Below are 19,064 nucleotides of genomic sequence, written 5' to 3'. Positions count from 1 at the left end.
ATAATGCTGAGCAAATTAATCAGCTCAGAAATGCGACCACCTGTTCAGCTTCGAATGGCCAATCCAGTTCGGCCCCGGTATCACACCGGCGCAGTACCGGAATACGCAAGCCATAACGCTCGACCCATGCCTCGTCTTCAGCAATATCCACCAATTCGACGAGCAGACCGTGCTCGACAAAGGGCATCAACAATGCTTCGGCCACTTCACACAGGTGACATCCTAGGGTGCCAAAGAGTTGGCATTCGGGCAGCATTTGAGGATCTCCTGTTTCAGTTCAGGCTTTGAAGCCAGCAGTTTAAACACAGCTGCCGCCCAAAACATCCAGGAACCTGCTATCGCTCGCCCAATCAATGCGTCCGGCCAGCCACTGCCAAACCAGGACCTTGAAGGTTCCCCTAGCGATCTAATTAACGTTGACGGCTGCTTCAGGGAAAACTTTAACGGCAAAAGTACAGTACTCGGCGACCAACCCGACGAACTGCCAAATGCCTGCAAATGGCCTGCTGGCAAGCACCGCAAATACCGGCCAGGAACACGCCGACTAAAGTCTAAAAGCAGACCGCCAAATCTCATGCTTTATTCAACAGCGCCGTACCAGATGGTCCCGCACCCACTCGAGGAGAAAACAATAATGATTCGAACTCCCCTTGCCCGTGCCGTGGCTGCAGCCACGCTAGGCGCTTGCTGCGTATTGCCTGCGATTGCCCATGCTGAGTTTTTCAAAGACAGCAAAGCTACCATCGAGGCTCGTAACTTCTACTTCAACCGTGACCTGCGTGACACCACATCCGCCCAGCAGTCAAAACGCGAAGAATGGGCACAGGGATTTATCGTTAAAGCCGAATCGGGCTTTACCGAAGGGACTGTTGGCTTTGGCCTGGATGCCTATGCAGGGCTTGGCCTGAAGCTTGATTCATCGGCCGATCGGACAGGTAGCGGCCTGCTACCCGGAAGTTTCGGCAATGAAGCCCCAGACGACTATTCGGAAGCCACCGCCACCGCCAAAGTGAGGATTTCCAAGACAGTCGGCAAGTTTGGTGGCCTGACGCCAAAACTGCCCACCATCTCGGCAAATGATTCGCGCCTGCTGCCGCAAACTTTCCTCGGCGGGCACATCAATTCACAAGAAATTGCCGGCCTGAACATTGATGGTGGTGTAATCAAGGAACAAAACCAACGCGACTCATCCAACTTTGAAGACCTGAGCATCAACGGCGGCGGCAAGCGCAATATTGTCTTGGGCGGCAGCCAAGCCGACGATTTCAATTTTGCCGGGGTGTCCTACAAATGGACCGACAACCTCACCACTGGCTACAACTACGGTGAGCTGGAAGAAATCTACAAGCAACATATCGTCAACCTGGTCCACGTATTGTCGATTGGCGACAAGCAAAGCCTCAAGACCGACCTGCGCTATGCCCGCTCCACGGACGATGGCAATACCAACGTCGACAACAACGCATTTGGTGCCATGTTCACCTACTCCCTGGGTTCCAGCAGCTTTGGCCTGGGTTATCAGTCAATGAGCGGCGATACCGGTTATGCCTACATCAACAGCACGGACCCGTTCCTGGTCAACTACGTGCAAATCGGCGATTTCGCCAACAAGGACGAGAAATCCTGGCAGGCACGCTTTGACTATAACTTTGCCGGCATGGGCATTCCCGGCCTGACCTTTATGACGCGCTACCTCAGCGGCGACAATATCGACCAGCTGAGCGCGACCACCAATGAAGACGGCAAGGAGTGGGAACGCAACACCGACATTGCCTATGTATTCCAGGACGGCCCATTGAAGGACCTGGGAATCAAATGGCGCAACGCCACGGTACGCAACAACTTTGCCAATGACCTGGATGAAAACCGCCTGATTATCAGCTACACACTGGCCCTGCAGTAAGCTGCAAACAGGCAATAAAAAACCCGGGATAACCGGGTTTTTTATTGCCTGCAAATCATCAATCCTGGCTGACGGCACCAATCTTGTGAACCGACAGATCGGCACCGTTGTATTCCTGCTCCTGGCTCAAGCGAATCCCCATGGTCAGCTTCAGTAGACCATAGACAGCAAAACCACCTATCAACGCCACAACCACGCCAAGGCCGGTACCGAGCAACTGGCTGATCATGCTTACCCCGCCGAGACCGCCCAGGGCCTGCTGACCAAACAGGCCACAGGCAATACCGCCCCAGACGCCGCACAAGCCATGCAGGGGCCACACGCCGAGCACGTCATCGATTTTCCAGTTTGCCTGCGCTGCAGTGAACGCCCAGACAAACAAAGCACCGGCTATGGCGCCCGTAGCCAAAGCCCCAACCGGGTGCATCAGGTCTGAGCCCGCGCACACCGCAACCAAGCCGGCCAGCGGACCGTTGTGCAAAAAACCGGGGTCATTGCGACCAACAAACAACGCAGCAATGGTACCGCCCACCATCGCCATCAAGGTGTTGACCGCGACCAGGCCACTGACACTGCCAAGGGTTTGTGCGCTCATCACGTTGAAACCAAACCAGCCGATAATCAATATCCAGGAGCCCAGCGCCAGGAAAGGAATATTCGACGGCGCGAATGCCACCAGGCGACCGTCACGATAACGCCCGTCTCGACGCCCCAACAAGATCACCGCGCCAAATGCTAGCCAGCCGCCCATTGCATGAACCACCACGGAGCCGGCGAAGTCGTGAAATCCTGCACCGAACTGCGCCTCAAGCCAGGCTTGAAAGCCAAAGTTAGCATTCCAGATCAACCCCTCGAAGAAGGGATAGATGAAAGCAACAATCAACACAGTCGCGCAGAGTTGCGGACCGAATTTTGCGCGCTCGGCAATACCACCGGAGATGATCGCCGGGATTGCCGCTGCGAAGGTCAATAGGAAAAAGAATTTGACCAAGGCATAGCCATTGCCTTCGGTCAGCACCGTGGCGGGCTGAAAAAATGTCACGCCATAGGCAATCCAATAGCCTATAAAGAAATAGGCCAATGCAGAGATTGCAAAGTCGGAAAGAATCTTCGACAAGGCGTTGACCTGATTTTTCTGGCGCACCGTCCCCACCTCAAGGAAGGCAAACCCAGCATGCATCGCTAAAACCATTACAGCACCCAGCAGAATAAACAGGGTGTTGGAACCATGAATCAGCGTCTCTACAGCACTGTTGATGTTTTCCATCGGCAGGTAAAACTCCGTCTACAGACCAAGAGCACCAATTCGGATCTTTTTATCAATGCACGCACCAAAAACAGGCGTACTGAATTGAAAGCGCATCGTGTCGACCGCTCCAGATGCGCCAATTGCGTGCTGTCCGAATTTAGCTAAATTCAACTTAGTCTTTATTTATCAATAGGTTATTTTCGCACCAAGGCCCTAGACCGAGAACTCTGAAAGCCCCAATTAGGCGCGCATGCGCGCCGGCCCGCACCAGGACAATGCAAGCGCTGTACCAAGCAAATAACAGGGGCTCAGGCTGATATCAGATTGAACCCTTCTAATGAATGCCACTCGAAGTACACAGGCGTTCTAAAACATCAAGGAGAGTAGAAATGGCACGTAAAAAAACCGCTTCGAACCAAGATGAACTGCTAAACGAATTCCAAGCACTGGTACGTGACACAGAGTCACTGCTCCAGCAATCCGCCAACCTCGCAGGCGATCAGGGCGAAGCACTGCGCGATCAGATACGCAACAGCCTGGATCGTGCACGCTCAACCCTGCACTCAGCCGAAGAAGCCGTGATGGAGCGAGGCAAAGCTGCCGTCGACGCCACCGAAGGCTATGTGCAAACCCATCCTTGGCAATCTATTAGTATCGCTGCCGGTGTTGGTATGCTACTGGGTATGTTGATAACCAAACGCTAAACGGACATCTCTTTACATGGAAGCCAGATCACAGCCCAGTGCCGGGAACAATCCTTCACCCCGCAGATTTGCAGGAGCCCTGCTGGGGCTCCTGCAGGGCCATGTTGCGCTGTTCGGAGAAGAGCTCAAGGAGCAGCAGGCCCACGCAGTTCACCTTCTGCTGCTCACCAGCTTGAGCCTGGTTTTTGGCTTGCTGCTGGTAATAGGATTGTCGGCAACCCTGTTGATCTGCTTCTGGGATGATTACCGTATCCCTGTGATTATTGGCTTGTGTGTATTTTATTCAGTGGCGCTGATTGCCAGCCTGGTGACACTGATCAATTATCTGCGCAACGCCCCGAGTCCTTTTAGTGCAAGCCTTGAAGAGCTTGCACGCGACCGCGAGCAATTGTTGCCATGAACCAGACGCCTTTGCCGCCACTGCCCGTAAATGCATCACGCCGTGAACTGCGCAAAGCCATGCTACGTATGCGCCTGGAGATGCATCGCCAGGAACTGCGCCACGAAACCCTGGTCATGCTCGAACCACTGCGCAAGGCCAAGAGCTTCGGCGGCCAGTTGGCTGGTGGCGATTCATCATTGTGGATTACCGGCGGCGCAGTGCTGCTTGCAGGCTTGGGCCTGAAGAAAAGCAATTGGCGGCGCTGGATCAAAATCGCCCTGATTGCCCTGCCGCTGCTGCGCCGCTCCCCTCCCCGTCAGCAGCCTCCCGCTAACCACTAGCGGCACGCCATCCAGTCTTTGCACCTCGGCCCTGCAGATTGGCCACGTTCTTGCTTTAGCTCTTGCATGCTGCCCCAACTGCTAAGGACGCCTAAGTGCTCGACGGCCAACCCACTGTTGTGTTTCAACCCTTTATCGACACTGCCACCGGGCAGATTGCAGGTGTTGAAGCGCTTGCACGGTTACGTGACAGCAAGGGGCAACTGCACTCGGCCGGACCGTTGTTCAGCGACCCGAAAACACCTCTGCCCGGCTTGCGCAGGCTTGACCGAACCATTCGCCAGCAAGCCCTGCAGCGCTTTCACCAGGCGCCTGGCGAGTGGTTCCTTAGCCTGAATATCTCCCCACGCTGGGTGAGTCGTTTGCGCATTGGCCAACCCCTGCCCAGCCTCAAACAATTGCAAAGAAGTGGTGTTGCCCCAGAACGGGTGGTATTCGAAATCACCGAACTGGGCGGCGCCAGCCAGCGCTTGCCAGCCGTGGTAGCGGCCTATCGGGCAGCTGGTGCGAGGGTCGCGATTGATGACTTTGGCGCCGGCTATTCGCAACTTGATCGAGTGCTGGCCTTGCAGCCCGATATCCTCAAGCTTGATATGCGCCTGTTCAAGGCCGCAGCGCTTGGCGGTCCCAGTGAGCAAATTGTCAAGGCACTGGCACAGATGGCCGAGCGCACCGGATGCTGGATCATCGCCGAAGGCGTTGAAACCGAAGCAGAGCTCAGCTTTGCCCTGGAGTGCGGCGCTCGCTACGTCCAGGGATACCTGTTTGCCAAACCAGAACTGGAGTTCTTTGCCACCGACGCCTTTGTCCAGCGTTTTGCCCAACTGCGTAACCAGTACGTCAAACACAAACTGCGTGAGCGCGCACAGCTTATGCAATTACGCCAACAACTAAGCCTGCTGATGGCAGAGCTATACCTGTGGGCACACAAGAGTGAGGGTCGTGAACGACTGCCCGCACCGGACGCCTATCCCTGGTTGCGACGCGTCTTTATCTGCGACAGCCAAGGCACTCAGCTGTCCCCCAACCATGAGTGGCGTAACGCAAGCTGGCACACCGATAATCGCTATGTTGGCCACAACTGGTCGTGGCGACCTTACTTCTATCAATTACTGGCTGAAGGTTGGGATGAGCGACGCTTGATCCTGTCAGCGGTCTACCGCGACGCGACCAGCAACCAGTATTGCCTGACCGCCGGGAAATTTATCGATAACAACCGGCTGATACTGGTCGACATAGACGCCGCTGGTTTTTAAATCAGCATCTCGCAAGTATTTCTCCGACTAACCCCTTGCAGGGAGACGCTGCTACCCTGAAGCTAGCGATATTAGCCACGTAACGGCGAGGAGCTGCCTTGGACTGGCAAACACTGTTGAACCGCGAACGACTGGGCAAACCGTCCCATAGTGCCGAAGAGCTTGGCCGCAGTCCGTTCCACAAAGATCACGATCGGATCATTTTCTCAGGCGCATTCCGGCGCCTGGGTCGCAAAACCCAGGTTCATCCTGTTTCCAGCAACGATCATATCCATACGCGCCTGACCCATTCACTTGAAGTCAGCTGCGTGGGTCGGTCACTGGGTATGCGGGTGGCCGAGATGATTCGCGACAAACTGCCCGACTGGTGCGAACCCAGCGACCTGGGCATGGTTGTGCAATCCGCCTGCTTGGCGCACGACATTGGCAACCCACCCTTTGGCCATTCTGGCGAAGACGCCATTCGGCACTGGTTTCAACAAGCGGCCAGGCGTGGCTGGCTTGACTCCATGACCAGCATCGAGCGCAGCGACTTCCTGAGCTTTGAGGGCAACGCCCAGGGTTTTCGTGTGCTGACCCAGCTCGAATACCACCAGTTCGATGGCGGCACCCGCTTGACCTACGCGACCCTGGGCACTTACCTGAAGTACCCCTGGACGGCTCGTCATGCTGAAGCCCAGGGGTACAAGAAACACAAGTTCGGCTGCTACCAGAGCGAGCTGCCATTACTTGAGCAAATTGCCAACAAGCTCGGACTGCCGCAAATCGAGGAACAGCGCTGGGCGCGTCACCCGCTGGTTTATCTGATGGAGGCAGCAGACGATATCTGCTACGGCTTGATTGATCTCGAAGACGGCCTGGAAATGGAGCTGCTCGAATACAGTGAAGTTGAAGCCGTGCTACTGGATCTGGTTGGCGACGACCTGCCGCAAACCTACCGTCAACTGGGGCCCAATGACTCGCGCCGACGCAAGCTTGCAATACTGCGGGGCAAAGCCATCGAACACCTGACCAATGCAGCCGCCCATGCATTTGTCGAGCAGCATGATGCGCTGCTGGCGGGCACCTTGCAGGGAGATCTTGTCGAGCATATGCATGGCCCGGCTAAACGCTGCGTGCAGAGCGCAAAGAATATGGCCCGGCAGAAAATCTTCCAGGACAAGCGCAAAACCCTGCATGAAATCGGCGCCTATACCACCCTGGAAATCCTCCTCAATGCCTTTTGTGGCGCGGCACTGGAACAACATGGCGGTCGAAGACCCTCGTTCAAGCACCGGCGCATCCTGGATTTGCTTGGCAACAATGCGCCTGATCCAAATGGCCCCCTATACACATCCTTTTTACGCATGATCGACTTCATCGGGGGCATGACTGACAGCTATGCTACTGAAATGGCCCGTGAAATGACGGGACGCTCAAGTCCGGTGTAACCCATGGCAAATGAACACAGATCACCACGCCAAAGGCTGACGGGGCCTCCCACCATGGGACCGGCGATAATTGCTGGCATGGGCTGCGCCCTACCATTGCTATTGGGATTGTTCAGCGGCCACCCGGGGTTTCTATGGGCATCGGCCGGCGCCTTTCAAGCGGCGCAGATCAATCCTTTGCATCGCCTTGGCATGTTGCGCATGCTGCTGATCATTTTCCTCGGTGCTGTATGCGCTGGCTGGGGGTTCTGGGCTGCAGCATATCCGGGCCTGAGTTTTGCGGTATTTGCAGCCTTTGGCTTTATCCTGGCATGGCTGCAGCGCTTTGGCGCCGAGGCCGGAAAACTCGGTGCGGGGCTGGCGGTGTGCATGTGCCTTGGCCAGGGTGAAACAGCGGGAAGCCACCTCAATAACCCCTATGCCATCGCCATGCTTTTTATCCTTGGCGGGCTTTGGGTCACCCTCCTGGCTTTTGGCTTGCGTGGTGTGCATGGCTTACGCATGTGGCCACAGGCACCACGTGTGATTAGCATCGTCAAGGTTCTCAAGCGCTATGCCAAACGGCTGCCGGAACAACGCTGGCGCCAGCATGCGTTGCGTTGCACCCTGGCCTTCGGCTTGGCCGGCTTGCTCGTCAGCCTGAAAAACCTGCCACACGGTTATTGGCTGACCATGATAGTGATCGGCACCTTGCAATTTGAGCTATCCAACAGCCTCAAACGCCTGCTGATCCCCCATTTGGTCAGCCTCACGCTTGCGACAATCATGATTGCGGTGGGCTATAGCCTGCAGGACCCGCTAATCATGGTCAGCGCAACCTTGTCGCTGATTGTCTTGTGCCGAACCTTCCAGGCCCATCATTATGGGCTTTACTTACTGCAGCTATTGGTCTGCTTCATGGTGCTGGTCGAAAGCCTTTCACTCGACTGGCAACTGGCACCGCAACGGCTGTTTAACAGCCTGTTTGGAGTGGCGATTTCGCTTGCAGTGGCAATGCTGATTTATGCACTAAACAAGGGCCTTCTAAGGATAAAAAACAGGGCCTCTGCACATCAGTAATAGGCTAGAAAAATAACTATAAGATCTATTAGCGCATAGTTCATTATTCACTATGCTTTCATTCTGCCATCACCGCAGTTTCGGGAGCAATTCTGCATGACAGTTAGTGAACTAACCGGAAATAGGCGTTTTCCGCTTCACGTCCATATTAGTTTTCTATTTACTTTGCTACTGCTTAGTACCGGTATCGTGCTGGGTATTTTTAATTATCAGCAAACCAGCCGAATTATTCTTTCAAGCAGCCTCCAGCTATTCGAACATATCAGCGATCAAGTCGATCGCGATCTGCACGATACCTATATCCCAGTCGACAACCTGCTCAACCTGCTCGCCCTGGATGAGCGCAACATGGGCGAAACCCGCGACGCACGCTTGTCAATGCTGCCCGTGTTTGCCCAGGCCCTCAATGACCACCCGAAACTTGCCTCCTTGTACCTGGGCTATACCGACGGCGACTTCTTCATGGTGCGTCCACTGCGCACCGAAAAGCTGAAGAAAATCTTCGACGCCCCGGACAATGCTGCCTTTCAGGTGTGGAGCATAGAGCGCACCAAAGGTGCTCCAACCAAGGCTACGCATCTCTACTTTGATACCAAGCTCAACTATCTGGGTGAACGCGAGATTAACAACGAGTCCTATGATGCGCGAACCCGGCCCTGGTACCAGGAAGCGATGCATAGCAATGCAATGTTTACCACCGAGCCCTATGTGTTCTTCTCCTCCGGCGATGTCGGAACCACAGTTTCGCGGGTCAGCATGGGCCGCAGCGTTATTGGTGCGGACATCACCCTGGCTGACCTTTCACAAACACTTGCCAAGCACGAGATTACCCCCTCGACCGAAGTCGCCCTGTACAGCCCGGATGGTTTGGCCGTTGCCTATCCAGACATTACGAAACTCATTACGGGGCACGATAAAGCCCACCGCGCCAGGTTTGCGGAACTCAGCCCAGTAACCGCCAGCCTCAGCAAAAAAGATCCAGATGGTTCGCTCCAGGGTTCGATTGAACTTGATAAGCGCGATTGGCTGGTTTCCCAGATGAAGCTGGACATGGGTGGGCCCGAGGGATTGCGCCTGACCATTATGGCGCCTGAGGACGAGCTGCTTGCAGAAGCCCATAGGATGCGCTGGATAAGCGCAGTAATCACCCTGGGCATTTTATTGCTGTGCATTCCGCTGGGCTGGTCCCTGTCCCGGTTGCTGGTCAAGCCGCTGCGTGGACTGGTCAGTGAAGCAGAAGCGATACGTAGCTTCGACTTTAAGCATCCCTCCTGCGCCAGCTCGCCAGTGCTCGAAATAGAACTCCTTGCCGTGGCGATGGCGCGGATGAAGGAAACCATCTCCAGCTTCCTTGAGATCGCAGCCAGCCTCTCGGCTGAAACACGCTTTGAGGCACTGCTCGAGCGCGTACTCGAAGAAACCGCCGGGATCAGCCAGGCGCACGCCGGCTTGATCTACCTGAACGACGCCGATGGCAAACACCTGGAAGCCAAGGGCTTGTACCTCGACGGCCCGCCAATGAGCCTGGAAGACCTGCAAATCAGCAGCTTTGCAATCGACGATGAGCGCATGCCGGATTGGCTGAAAAATCCGGTCAGAGGAGGTGCAAGCAGCATCGCCTCTATCGGTTTTGACCAGGCGGGCGATTACCAGAAACTGCTGCAAGCGATGGACTCACCACGCACTCATATCGTTGCCACAGGCTTGCATAATCGTCAGGGCGATACTGTTGGAGTGCTGGTGCTGCTGCATAAAGACAGCGGTACCGAAGCAGACATCCCGTTCCAGAGCCCGGCGCGGGTCGCATTTGTCGAAGCCGTGTCCGGGGTTGCCGCACTGTGCATTGAAAGCCAACGCCTGCTGGATCGACAAAAACAACTGCTCGACGCCTTTATCCAACTGATTGCCGGCGCAATCGACGCCAAGAGCCCCTACACCGGCGGGCATTGCCAGCGAGTGCCGGAAATCACCATGATGCTGGCCAAGGCTGCGGCCAGGAGCCAGGCCCCGGCCTTTCGCGACTACAGCCCCACCGAAGAAGAGTGGGAAGCACTGCATATTGCGGCGTGGCTGCATGACTGCGGCAAGGTCACCACACCTGAGTACGTGGTCGACAAAGCGACCAAGCTTGAAACCCTGTACGACCGTATCCATGAAATTCGCAGCCGCTTCGAGATCCTCAAGCGCGATGCCTGGATCAGTTATTGGCAAGCGCGCGCGGAAGGCGGCGACGATAGGGTCCTGTTAGCCGAACGCGACCAGTTACTGGCTGAACTCGATGATGAGTTCAGCTTTGTTGCACGCTGTAACCTTGGCGGCGAAGCCATGGCCGAAGCCGATATCCAACGCCTGCAGCGTATCGCAGAACGAAAATGGTGGCGCACCTTGGACGACCGGCTCGGACTGTCATGGGAAGAAAGCCAACGGATGGAAGGCACGCCATCACCCGAGCTTCCCGTATTGGAAAACCTGCTGGCCGATCAGCCCCGGCATTTGGTCGAACGCCCCGCAGGTGAGCTGATTGCCGAAAACAACCCCTGGGGCTTCAAGCTTGAAGTCCCGCAATACAAGTTCAATCGTGGCGAACTCTATAACCTGAGCATAGCGCGAGGCACATTGACCGCCGAAGAGCGCTATATCATCAACCACCACATCGTCCAAACCATACTCATGCTTGATCACCTGCCCTTCCCCAAGCACCTTAAGAACGTAGCTGAAATCGCCGGCGGGCATCATGAAAAAATGGATGGCACCGGTTATCCAAAACGCTTGCTTCGCGAAGAGATGAGCCTACCGGCAAGAATGATGGCAATTGCCGATATCTTCGAAGCCCTGACCGCAGTCGATCGTCCCTACAAGAAAGGCAAGTCACTGTCAGAGGCGATTGCGATCATGGCTGGCATGTGTAAAGGCGCGCACATTGACCCCGACCTGTTTGGCCTGTTTATCCAGGGCAAGATCTATAGGCAGTATGCAGAACGCTTTATGCGGCCGGAACAGATTGATGAGGTGGATGAAGCCCAGGTACTGATCAAGGCGGGACTTGCTGATTAAGGCCTGGGTTCGATGCGTCGAACCCAGGCACAGCACAATCAATGACCGGGCACGCATTGCGCGCGCCCGGATTCAGGCTTCAAGCCTTGTTGATTGGGTTTTCCGGGTACCAAACGTCGAGCAATGGGCTGACATTGAAATCAGCCAGCTCAGAGCGCCCCTTGAGCCAGGCTTCGACATTGGCGCGCTGTTCTTCGCTGACCGAGCCGCGCTTGTCAAGGCAAACCAGGCCGTAGTCATCGCCACCGACATAACCAAGACCGTTGCCTTCCATTGCCTCTTTCAGAAACTGATCAAGGAAAGCGTCAACGACTTCATCGGTCAAATCGTCTTTAAAGTTCAGGTTCAGCTCAAAACCCAGCTCCTGAAATTCATCGACGCAGAGTTTTTTGCGCAGACGGCGGGAACGATTAGTAGCCATGAAACAATCCTCAAAAGTGATATCGCCGCGCACTTTAGCAGTTCCAGCCTATTTATGCCCGAAACTCTGCAACTCATCGACTACCGACCTACCTTAAAACACTAAATTGATGTGCAATCTTGTTCACATATTTCGCACAAACCTATGCTTGCGGCATAATGTGTCATGTATGAAACATAGATCGCAGCAGTATCTCGCAGATTACAAGTCACTTTTCAGCTACGCCCAGGGGGCGTAAATCATGATCAAACAACTGCGCCAGTTAGCCATTGTCAGTTTGTTACTACCTCTTTCTTTACCTCTGTATGCCGCCGTCAACGCCACTATTCCGGCCAAGGTTGAGCAGGCGCTTAAAGCTAACAAGGTCAGTCCGAAATCTTTTTCCCTCGTCACCATCCCGCTTAACGGTCCAGGTAACAGCACCTATTACAACGCTGATGTTTCGGTTAACCCGGCCTCGACCATGAAGTTGATCACCACCTTCGCCGCACTGGAGTTGCTCGGCCCGAATTACCAATGGGCGACCAGCTTTTACACCGACGGTACCCTGAGTAATGGCGTACTCAAGGGCAACCTGTATTTCAAGGGGGGTGGCGACCCCAAGATGAACATGGAGAAGCTGTGGTTGCTGCTGCGTGACCTGCGTGCCAATGGCATCAAGCGCATTACCGGTGACCTGGTGCTTGATCGCAGCTATTTCATCCAGCCGCAACTGCCTCCGTTCAACGATGATTCGGGCGACAGCTACAAGCCCTACCTGGTGGCCCCTGATGCGCTGTTGATCAACTTCAAGGCGCTGCGCTTTATTGCTCACTCCGAAAGCGGCCGGGTGCAAATTACCACCGAGCCGCCAATCGCCAATGTGCGCGTCGATAACCAGGTAACAGCGCTTAAATCCGGCAAGTGCCCGTCATGGCGCGACGGTATTCGCTTTACCCCAACGCCCACCGCGACCGGCTTCACGGTAACCGCGCAAGGCAAGCTGGCTGATGGCTGCACCACGCAGAGCTACATATCCCTGCTCGACCAGCCCAACTATGCCGCAGGTACGGTGCGCGCATTGTGGAAGGAACTGGGCGGCAGTATCGATGGCCAGGACCGCCAGGCGCCGGTACCGAGCAAGGCCCGCTTGCTGAGTCGCGCCTACTCGCCTGACCTGGCGGAGATCATCCGCGACATCAACAAGTACAGCAACAACACCATGGCGCGTCAGTTGTTCCTCAGTATCGGAGCCAAGTTCCGTACCAGCGCCGACGCTGACGACGCCAAGGCCGCACAGCGGGTAATCCGCGCCTGGCTCGCCCGCAAGGGTATTACCGCATCACAACTGGTGATGGAAAACGGTTCTGGCCTGTCACGTGCCGAACGTGTCAGTGCCCGTGAAATGTCGAAGATCCTGCAAGCAGCCTGGAACAGTCCTTACGCCGCAGAGTTCATCAGCTCGATGCCCCTGGCTGGTCGCGACGGTACCATGCGCAAGCGCCTGCGCAACACGCCGATGGCCGGTGAAGCGCATATCAAGACCGGGACCTTGAACAACGTGCGCGCGATTGCAGGCTTCAGCCGCGACAACAAGGGCAAGAGCTGGGCGGTGGTGGCAATCATCAATGATCCAAAACCCTGGGGCGCGTCATCCGTGCTCGACCGGGTACTGCTCGAACTGCAAAAGCAGCCATCACGCTAGGTGTTGGCAATACAGCCAAAGCCTAGCCTCAAGCGCCAGGCAAGACATGCAAAAAGGCCACGCTAAGCGTGGCCTTTTTGCATGTCGTCGATAAACAACCCTAACCGCGAGCTGTGATACGCCAGGCGCGGTGAATCTTGCTATTGCGGGCAAAGTCCGGGTCAAGGGTCGAGGCCGTGATTTCTTCAACCTGGTAACGCGCCGCCAGGGTCTCATCGAGAACAAACTTGCGGAAGTTGTTGGAGAAATACAGCACGCCACCACTGGCCAGGCGCGCCATTGCCAGATCCAGCAAAGCCACATGGTCACGTTGAATATCGAAGATGCCTTCCATGCGCTTGGAGTTGGAGAAGGTCGGCGGATCAATGAAGATCAACTCGTATTCGTTGCGATCCTCGGCCAGCCAGGCCATGACATCGCCCTGCTCGAGTTTGTTCTTGTCAGAAAAGCCGTTGAGCGACAGGTTGCGTCGCGCCCAATCCAGGTAAGTCTTGGACAAATCAACACTTGTGGTGCTCCGAGCACCGCCCTTGGCCGCATGGACCGAAGCTGTCGCTGTGTAGCAATACAGGTTGAGGAAGCGCTTGCCTGCGGCCTCGCGCTGAATGCGCAAGCGCAGTGGCCGGTGATCGAGAAACAAGCCGGTATCGAGGTAGTCGGTCAGGTTGACCAGCAACTTGACCCCGCCCTCGTTGACCTCCATGAACTGGCCCTGGGTACTCTGGCGCTGGTACTGCTTGGTACCGCTCTGGCGCTCGCGGCGCTTGATCACGACCTTGCTCTTGTCAACATTCAACGCCTGCGGTATAGCGGCAAGCGCATCAAACAGCCGCGCCTGGGCCTTCTCTGGCTCGATGGAGCGTGGCGCGGCATATTCCTGCACATGCACCCAGTCGCCATAGAGATCGACAGCCAGCGCGTACTCAGGCATATCGGCATCGTACAGGCGGTAACACTGCACTGCTTCCTTACGTGCCCACTTGCCCAGTTGCTTGAGGTTCTTTTGCAGGCGATTGGCAAACATCTGCCCGCCTTCGCTCAATCGCGCCTGCTCCACCGGCACGGCAGCAGGTGCTGCGGACTTGGCTGCGACGACCGGTGCAGCGCTGGCGACCAACTCGTTTTGTTCACGCTCGCGCTCACGCTGCTCGGGTGTACGCCGCTCGCCGGTAACAAACTGCTCAGGCTGGACCTTGATCAACAACAGCTTGCACGGCAATGCCCCGTTCCAGAATGCGTATTGCTTGTGGCTGCGGATACCCATGCGCTTGCCCAGGTCCGGCGCACCGGTAAATACCGCTGCTTCCCAGCCCATGCAGGCCTGGCGCAGGCGCTCGCCAAGGTTCTGGTAGAGATACAACAGGCTGGCTTCGTCACCCAGGCGTTCGCCGTAGGGCGGGTTACAGATGACCAAGCCTTTCTGGTTCTGATCGGGGCGCGGCTCGAAAGTGGCCACCTCGCCCTGGTAGACCTTGATCCAGTGACTCAGGCCTGCCCGATCGATGTTGTTCTTGGCTGGCTGAATCAAGCGTGGATCGGCCTCGTAGCCGCGTATCCACAATGGTGGTTTGGCCATGCCAATGTCGGCGCGCTCCTGCGCTTCGGCTTGCAATTTCTTCCAAATCGCCGGCACGTGGCCCAGCCATTTGCTAAAGCCCCATTGCTCACGGGTCAGGTTCGGCGCCACATCAGCGGCCATCATTGCCGCTTCGACCAAAAACGTACCAACACCGCACATGGGGTCAGCCAGGGCGCCGCCTTCGGCGGCAATGCGCGGCCAGCCAGCGCGGATCAACACGGCGGCTGCGAGGTTTTCCTTGAGCGGCGCAGCACCTTGCTGCAAACGATAGCCACGCTGGTGCAAGCTATGCCCGGAAAGGTCGAGCGACAAGATTGCCTCACCGCGATCGAGGCGCAGGTGAATACGCAAATCCGGGTTGAGCTTGTCCACCGATGGCCGGGTCCCGTCTTTCTGGCGCAGCTTATCGACAATCGCGTCCTTGACCTTCAGCGCACCGAAATGGGTGTTATCAATGCCCGAGCCATTGCCGCTGAACTCAACGGCCAATGTACCGTTTGGCTCCATGTGCTCGTACCAGTCAACTTCCAGTACGCCTTCATACAGGCTCTGGGCATCTTTGACTGGAAAGCGTTTGAGCACCAATAGCACCCGGTTAGCCAGGCGGGACCAGAGGCACAAGCGATAGGCGGTTTCGATTTGGGCAAAGCCGCGAACGGCTGAAGTGTGTTCGCGCACCTCTTCCAGGCCCAGTGTGCTGGCCTCTTCAAGGAGCAACCCTTCAAGACCTTTTGGGCACGTGAGGAAGAGTTCGTAACGATCCGACATGAGAATTTCCAGTGGCTAACGCCGTTAGTGGCAGGCAAACAGATGTGCACAGCCAAAATAAGTGACAAAAAGTCTCAGCGCGACCCTTCGTCGGAATAAATAACAGTTGCAATCGCGACCAGTTCGCGATGGCAGATTACCAGTAAAGCATCGGCAAAGCCCCGCCCGGCCTGTGCCGTATCAACAAACCAATGATCGGGCCAAGATGCCTTATGGCCATACCATCAAAACTGTTACGCCCTTATGACAAAACGATCATTCACACAGGCCCACGCATTGGTTAGAAATCTACCTAGGTTATCGCCGCAACGGCGACAACACAGGAGGCTCGCGACGCCGGCAGCGGACTCCATCGGCAGACCTTTCTGCCTGATCTCGCCATGAGATCTACAGGACATAACAGTCAACAAGTGAGGGCAACACCCTATGAGAAGACTTAAGCGTGATCCTTTAGAAAAAGCTTTTTTACGCGGCTATCAGTACGGTATTCATGGTAAATCACGAGAGCTCTGTCCATTCACCCTTGCCTCAGTTCGCCAAGCTTGGTTAAACGGCTGGCGAGAGGGCCGCGGAGACAACTGGGACGGTTTAACAGGCACTGCCGGTATCCATAGACTCAACGAACTTCATGCGGTCGGTTAATTCCAGGACATAACCGACACAATAAAGTGCGCCCCAGCCGGGCGTCGGGCTAAGCCCAAGGGGCTCCTATTCAAGGAGCCCTTTTCATTTTTGCGGCAACCCCGCGATGGCATCCACTGCCTCACGAATCAGCGCAGGGCCTTTATAAATAAAGCCTGAATAAATCTGCACCAGGCTTGCACCTGCAGCGATCTTCTCGGCGGCATGCTTGCCCTCGGTGATACCGCCCACGGCGATAATCGGCAAGCGCCCCGCCAGTTCAGTCGCCAACACCTTGACGATATGCGTGCTCTGCTCGCGTACCGGCGCACCAGACAAACCTCCAGCCTGATCGGCATGTTCGAGACCCTTGACCCCTTCGCGCGAGAGTGTGGTGTTGGTTGCGATAACCGCATCCATACCTGTCTCAACCAGCGCCTGGGCCACCTGCACGGTTTCCTCATCGGTCATGTCTGGAGCAATCTTGATCGCCAAGGGCACGCGCTTGCCATGTATCTGGGCCAGGTCTTCCTGGCGCTGACGCAACGCTTCGAGCAACTGCTTGAGCGAGTCGCCGAACTGCAAGCTGCGCAGCCCCGGCGTGTTTGGTGAACTCACATTGACTGTGACATAGCTGGCGTGGCGATAAACCTTGTCCAGGCAGATCAGGTAGTCATCAACAGCCCGCTCGACCGGGGTGTCAAAGTTCTTGCCGATATTGATGCCCAGGACGCCTTTGTATTTTGCCGCCTGTACACGAGCCAGGAGATGATCAACGCCATGGTTGTTGAACCCCATGCGATTGATGATGCCCTCGGCCTCGGGTAGACGAAACAAGCGCGGCTTGGGGTTGCCAGGCTGCGCACGCGGGGTCACGGTGCCAATCTCGACAAAACCAAAGCCCAGTTGCGCGAAACCGTCGATGGCATCTCCATTCTTGTCCAGGCCAGCCGCCAGCCCCACCGGGTTGGCAAACTGCAACCCCATGACATTGACCGGCAAGCTGGCAGGCGCCTTGGTCAGCAAGCCGTTGAGACCCAGGCGGCCACCAGAACCAATCAGGTCAATAGACAGTTCGTGGGAGGTTTCAGCGGAAAGCTTAAACAGCAGCTCGCGGGCCAAGTTATACATGGGCAGGCTCAGCTCGATTTATCAGAGTTGGAAAGGCGGTGATTATACAGACCAGGGGCACAGCGAGGAACCATCAACCAAAGCCAGCCCGTGAAGCGGCTGCACAACCTGGCCAACGGGCCAGGAAAATCCAATTCACAGCCTCTAACTCTGGTGTCTCAGCTCAAACGACGTAAACTGAGCAGCTTGCCGAATTCATTGAATTCGATTTCAAATACACCATTGACGCCCAAGTGGGTGACAAAGGGACGCAAGTGATGGATCGGCATGTTGACCCGCCGCCCCTCGCGACTTGTCAGCACAAGACGACTTGCATCACCTTGGTAATACAGTTGAAGTGTTTGCCTGGAAAGCGCTATATCCAGCAGCAAGCTAGGCATGGAGGCTCCTTTAGTAATGCTATTGATACAAGCGCGGCCCAGCGCCCCCGGACAACACTGCGTTTTGCGTGCAGCAAGCCGGCGAGTCTGCCACACTGGCTCTGGCGCACACAGAGTATGTAACCGGCTATGAGCCCGCACGCCCCAAACAGCAGCATCAGCTCTCGTCTCACTGCCCTCGCCCAGCGCTTGGGCCTGATTGGTCGTGGCCCGCGACAAATTCTGGAGCGCGCCAGTGAATTAAAGCTCGCGTTCAATGATATCCCCAAACGCGAGTCCACCATCAGTTGGGAGCACGGCATCCCCTGGCACTATCTGCTCGACCTGCCGCGAAGTGCGTTATCCGGCCCCGTGCAGGAAGACAAGGCCCATGCGCGATCAATGCTGCTCAAGGTCGTCAAGACTCAACAACACAGCGAGGACAGATTCGACCTGCGCAAGGTTGATGGCCTTGCCCATTGCCCATCGGAGCATTCGCGCCTAATCAGCCTTGAACAGCTTGCTGCCACGGACTTCTGCCGCCAGGCACGAATCATCAGCTACAAGGACTTCGTCAAAACCATCAGCCTTGCACTGCCGCGCTTTCTCGCTGCGGAGACAGTCCAGCTGCAGCAAGCCAGCTGGCATGGCACACGCCTGTTCTGGGGCGGTGACAGCAACGGCGATGCGTTTGCCAGCGCCATTGTCTATGCCAGGCGACGCGAACTGGAAGTCAGCATGCCCATCCTGATGACCAGCTATCAACTAGACAGCGAAGGCTTGCAGCAATTAAACCTGCACTACCATGTGCTGGCCATGCCTGCCGCGGCCTGGAGTGATGCCGGTTTCATGGCGCTGCTACTTGAAGTGCCCTACTCGCGACTGGCCTTCAATGGCCGCTCTGGCGCGACTGAAATACTCCTGCTGCCCAAGCAATCGGCGCAGGCTTGCGCCCTGGGTGAAGGCTTGTTGATCGCCGGCGCCACTGACGTGGCAGCACACCTGCAAAAAATTGCCACGGGTTGACACCGCCACCCGCCAAGCCCTGTTGACCGGCGCCTGTTACTAGCGCCCTCGCGCCCGGAATACAGCCAGCAGCGCCTGCAATTGTGCAGCCAATAAA

At 56.1% G+C, this 19,064-nt stretch carries 17 protein-coding genes; 11 read left to right on the top strand and 6 right to left on the bottom strand.

The features are described from left to right. Positions 1-19: 19 nt before the first annotated feature. A complete protein-coding gene (locus tag CHB79_RS03100; protein WP_089358849.1) occupies positions 20-256 on the bottom strand; it encodes a glutaredoxin family protein in 237 nt (78 codons plus the stop codon). 378 nt (positions 257-634) lie between these two features. Here CHB79_RS03100 and CHB79_RS03095 point away from each other — a divergent pair, with 378 nt between their 5' ends. Further along, positions 635-1,903 carry an OprD family porin gene (locus CHB79_RS03095; RefSeq protein WP_089358848.1) on the top strand — a complete coding sequence of 423 codons (1,269 nt, stop codon included), beginning with the start codon at positions 635-637 and terminating at the stop codon, positions 1,901-1,903. Between the two features lie 58 nt (positions 1,904-1,961). On the opposite strand, the gene CHB79_RS03090 is transcribed toward CHB79_RS03095, so the two are convergent. Beyond that, entirely contained in the window at positions 1,962-3,170 is a 1,209-nt protein-coding gene (locus CHB79_RS03090; RefSeq protein ID WP_010483094.1) for an ammonium transporter, read from the bottom strand. Between the two features lie 371 nt (positions 3,171-3,541). Here CHB79_RS03090 and CHB79_RS03085 point away from each other — a divergent pair, with 371 nt between their 5' ends. The 7 genes from CHB79_RS03085 to CHB79_RS03055 all read left to right on the top strand — a co-directional run bounded on the left by CHB79_RS03085 (position 3,542) and on the right by CHB79_RS03055 (position 11,378). Beyond that, complete coding sequence (locus tag CHB79_RS03085; protein ID WP_010483093.1) at positions 3,542-3,856, top strand: ElaB/YgaM/YqjD family protein; 315 nt, start codon at positions 3,542-3,544, stop codon at positions 3,854-3,856. Between the two features lie 16 nt (positions 3,857-3,872). Then, positions 3,873-4,256 (top strand): phage holin family protein, encoded by a 384-nt coding sequence (locus tag CHB79_RS03080; RefSeq protein ID WP_089358847.1) that lies wholly within the window; start codon positions 3,873-3,875, stop codon positions 4,254-4,256. Further along, positions 4,253-4,579, top strand: a complete 327-nt coding sequence (locus CHB79_RS03075) for a hypothetical protein (protein WP_089358846.1) — start codon at positions 4,253-4,255, stop codon at positions 4,577-4,579. Before CHB79_RS03080 ends, CHB79_RS03075 begins: the two co-directional genes overlap by 4 nt. A 95-nt stretch (positions 4,580-4,674) precedes the next feature. Further along, positions 4,675-5,835, top strand: coding sequence for an EAL domain-containing protein (locus CHB79_RS03070; RefSeq protein WP_089358845.1), 1,161 nt, complete (start codon positions 4,675-4,677; stop codon positions 5,833-5,835). Positions 5,836-5,933: 98 nt separating this feature from the next. Beyond that, the gene (locus tag CHB79_RS03065) at positions 5,934-7,265 is read left to right on the top strand and encodes a deoxyguanosinetriphosphate triphosphohydrolase (RefSeq protein ID WP_089358844.1); all 1,332 of its coding nucleotides are present in this window, start codon (positions 5,934-5,936) and stop codon (positions 7,263-7,265) included. 54 nt (positions 7,266-7,319) lie between these two features. After that, positions 7,320-8,324, top strand: a complete 1,005-nt coding sequence (locus CHB79_RS03060; RefSeq protein WP_010483088.1) for an FUSC family protein — start codon at positions 7,320-7,322, stop codon at positions 8,322-8,324. A 96-nt stretch (positions 8,325-8,420) separates the two neighbouring features. Further along, the gene (locus CHB79_RS03055; RefSeq protein ID WP_089358843.1) at positions 8,421-11,378 is read left to right on the top strand and encodes an HD domain-containing phosphohydrolase; all 2,958 of its coding nucleotides are present in this window, start codon (positions 8,421-8,423) and stop codon (positions 11,376-11,378) included. Between the two features lie 79 nt (positions 11,379-11,457). Here CHB79_RS03055 and CHB79_RS03050 read toward each other — a convergent pair whose 3' ends face one another. Beyond that, a complete protein-coding gene (locus CHB79_RS03050; protein WP_010483086.1) occupies positions 11,458-11,799 on the bottom strand; it encodes a YggL family protein in 342 nt (113 codons plus the stop codon). Between the two features lie 241 nt (positions 11,800-12,040). Here CHB79_RS03050 and dacB point away from each other — a divergent pair, with 241 nt between their 5' ends. Continuing rightward, positions 12,041-13,483: a D-alanyl-D-alanine carboxypeptidase/D-alanyl-D-alanine endopeptidase gene (gene dacB, locus CHB79_RS03045; protein WP_089358842.1), complete on the top strand. Its 1,443-nt coding sequence runs from the start codon at positions 12,041-12,043 to the stop codon at positions 13,481-13,483. Positions 13,484-13,583: 100 nt separating this feature from the next. Here the strand turns inward: dacB and rlmKL are convergent, their stop codons facing one another. Next, the gene (rlmKL, locus tag CHB79_RS03040) at positions 13,584-15,830 is read right to left on the bottom strand and encodes a bifunctional 23S rRNA (guanine(2069)-N(7))-methyltransferase RlmK/23S rRNA (guanine(2445)-N(2))-methyltransferase RlmL (protein WP_089358841.1); all 2,247 of its coding nucleotides are present in this window, start codon (positions 15,828-15,830) and stop codon (positions 13,584-13,586) included. A 426-nt stretch (positions 15,831-16,256) separates the two neighbouring features. Here rlmKL and rmf point away from each other — a divergent pair, with 426 nt between their 5' ends. Continuing rightward, the gene (gene rmf / locus CHB79_RS03035) at positions 16,257-16,472 is read left to right on the top strand and encodes a ribosome modulation factor (RefSeq protein WP_010483083.1); all 216 of its coding nucleotides are present in this window, start codon (positions 16,257-16,259) and stop codon (positions 16,470-16,472) included. An 84-nt stretch (positions 16,473-16,556) separates the two neighbouring features. On the opposite strand, the gene CHB79_RS03030 is transcribed toward rmf, so the two are convergent. Both CHB79_RS03030 and CHB79_RS03025 read right to left on the bottom strand, forming a co-directional pair. Beyond that, a complete protein-coding gene (locus tag CHB79_RS03030) occupies positions 16,557-17,582 on the bottom strand; it encodes a quinone-dependent dihydroorotate dehydrogenase (protein WP_010483081.1) in 1,026 nt (341 codons plus the stop codon). A gap of 158 nt (positions 17,583-17,740) precedes the next feature. Further along, a complete protein-coding gene (locus tag CHB79_RS03025) occupies positions 17,741-17,962 on the bottom strand; it encodes a DUF2835 domain-containing protein (protein ID WP_010483080.1) in 222 nt (73 codons plus the stop codon). Between the two features lie 129 nt (positions 17,963-18,091). On the opposite strand from CHB79_RS03025, the gene CHB79_RS03020 reads away from it, so the two are divergent. Continuing rightward, positions 18,092-18,967, top strand: coding sequence for a DUF6685 family protein (locus CHB79_RS03020; RefSeq protein ID WP_089358840.1), 876 nt, complete (start codon positions 18,092-18,094; stop codon positions 18,965-18,967). Positions 18,968-19,064: the final 97 nt, after the last annotated feature.

The sequence above is a fragment of the Pseudomonas segetis genome, from assembly GCF_900188155.1.
Classification (GTDB): Bacteria; Pseudomonadota; Gammaproteobacteria; order Pseudomonadales; family Pseudomonadaceae; genus Aquipseudomonas; species Aquipseudomonas segetis.
This window is presented reverse-complemented; position numbering and strand designations above follow the sequence as displayed.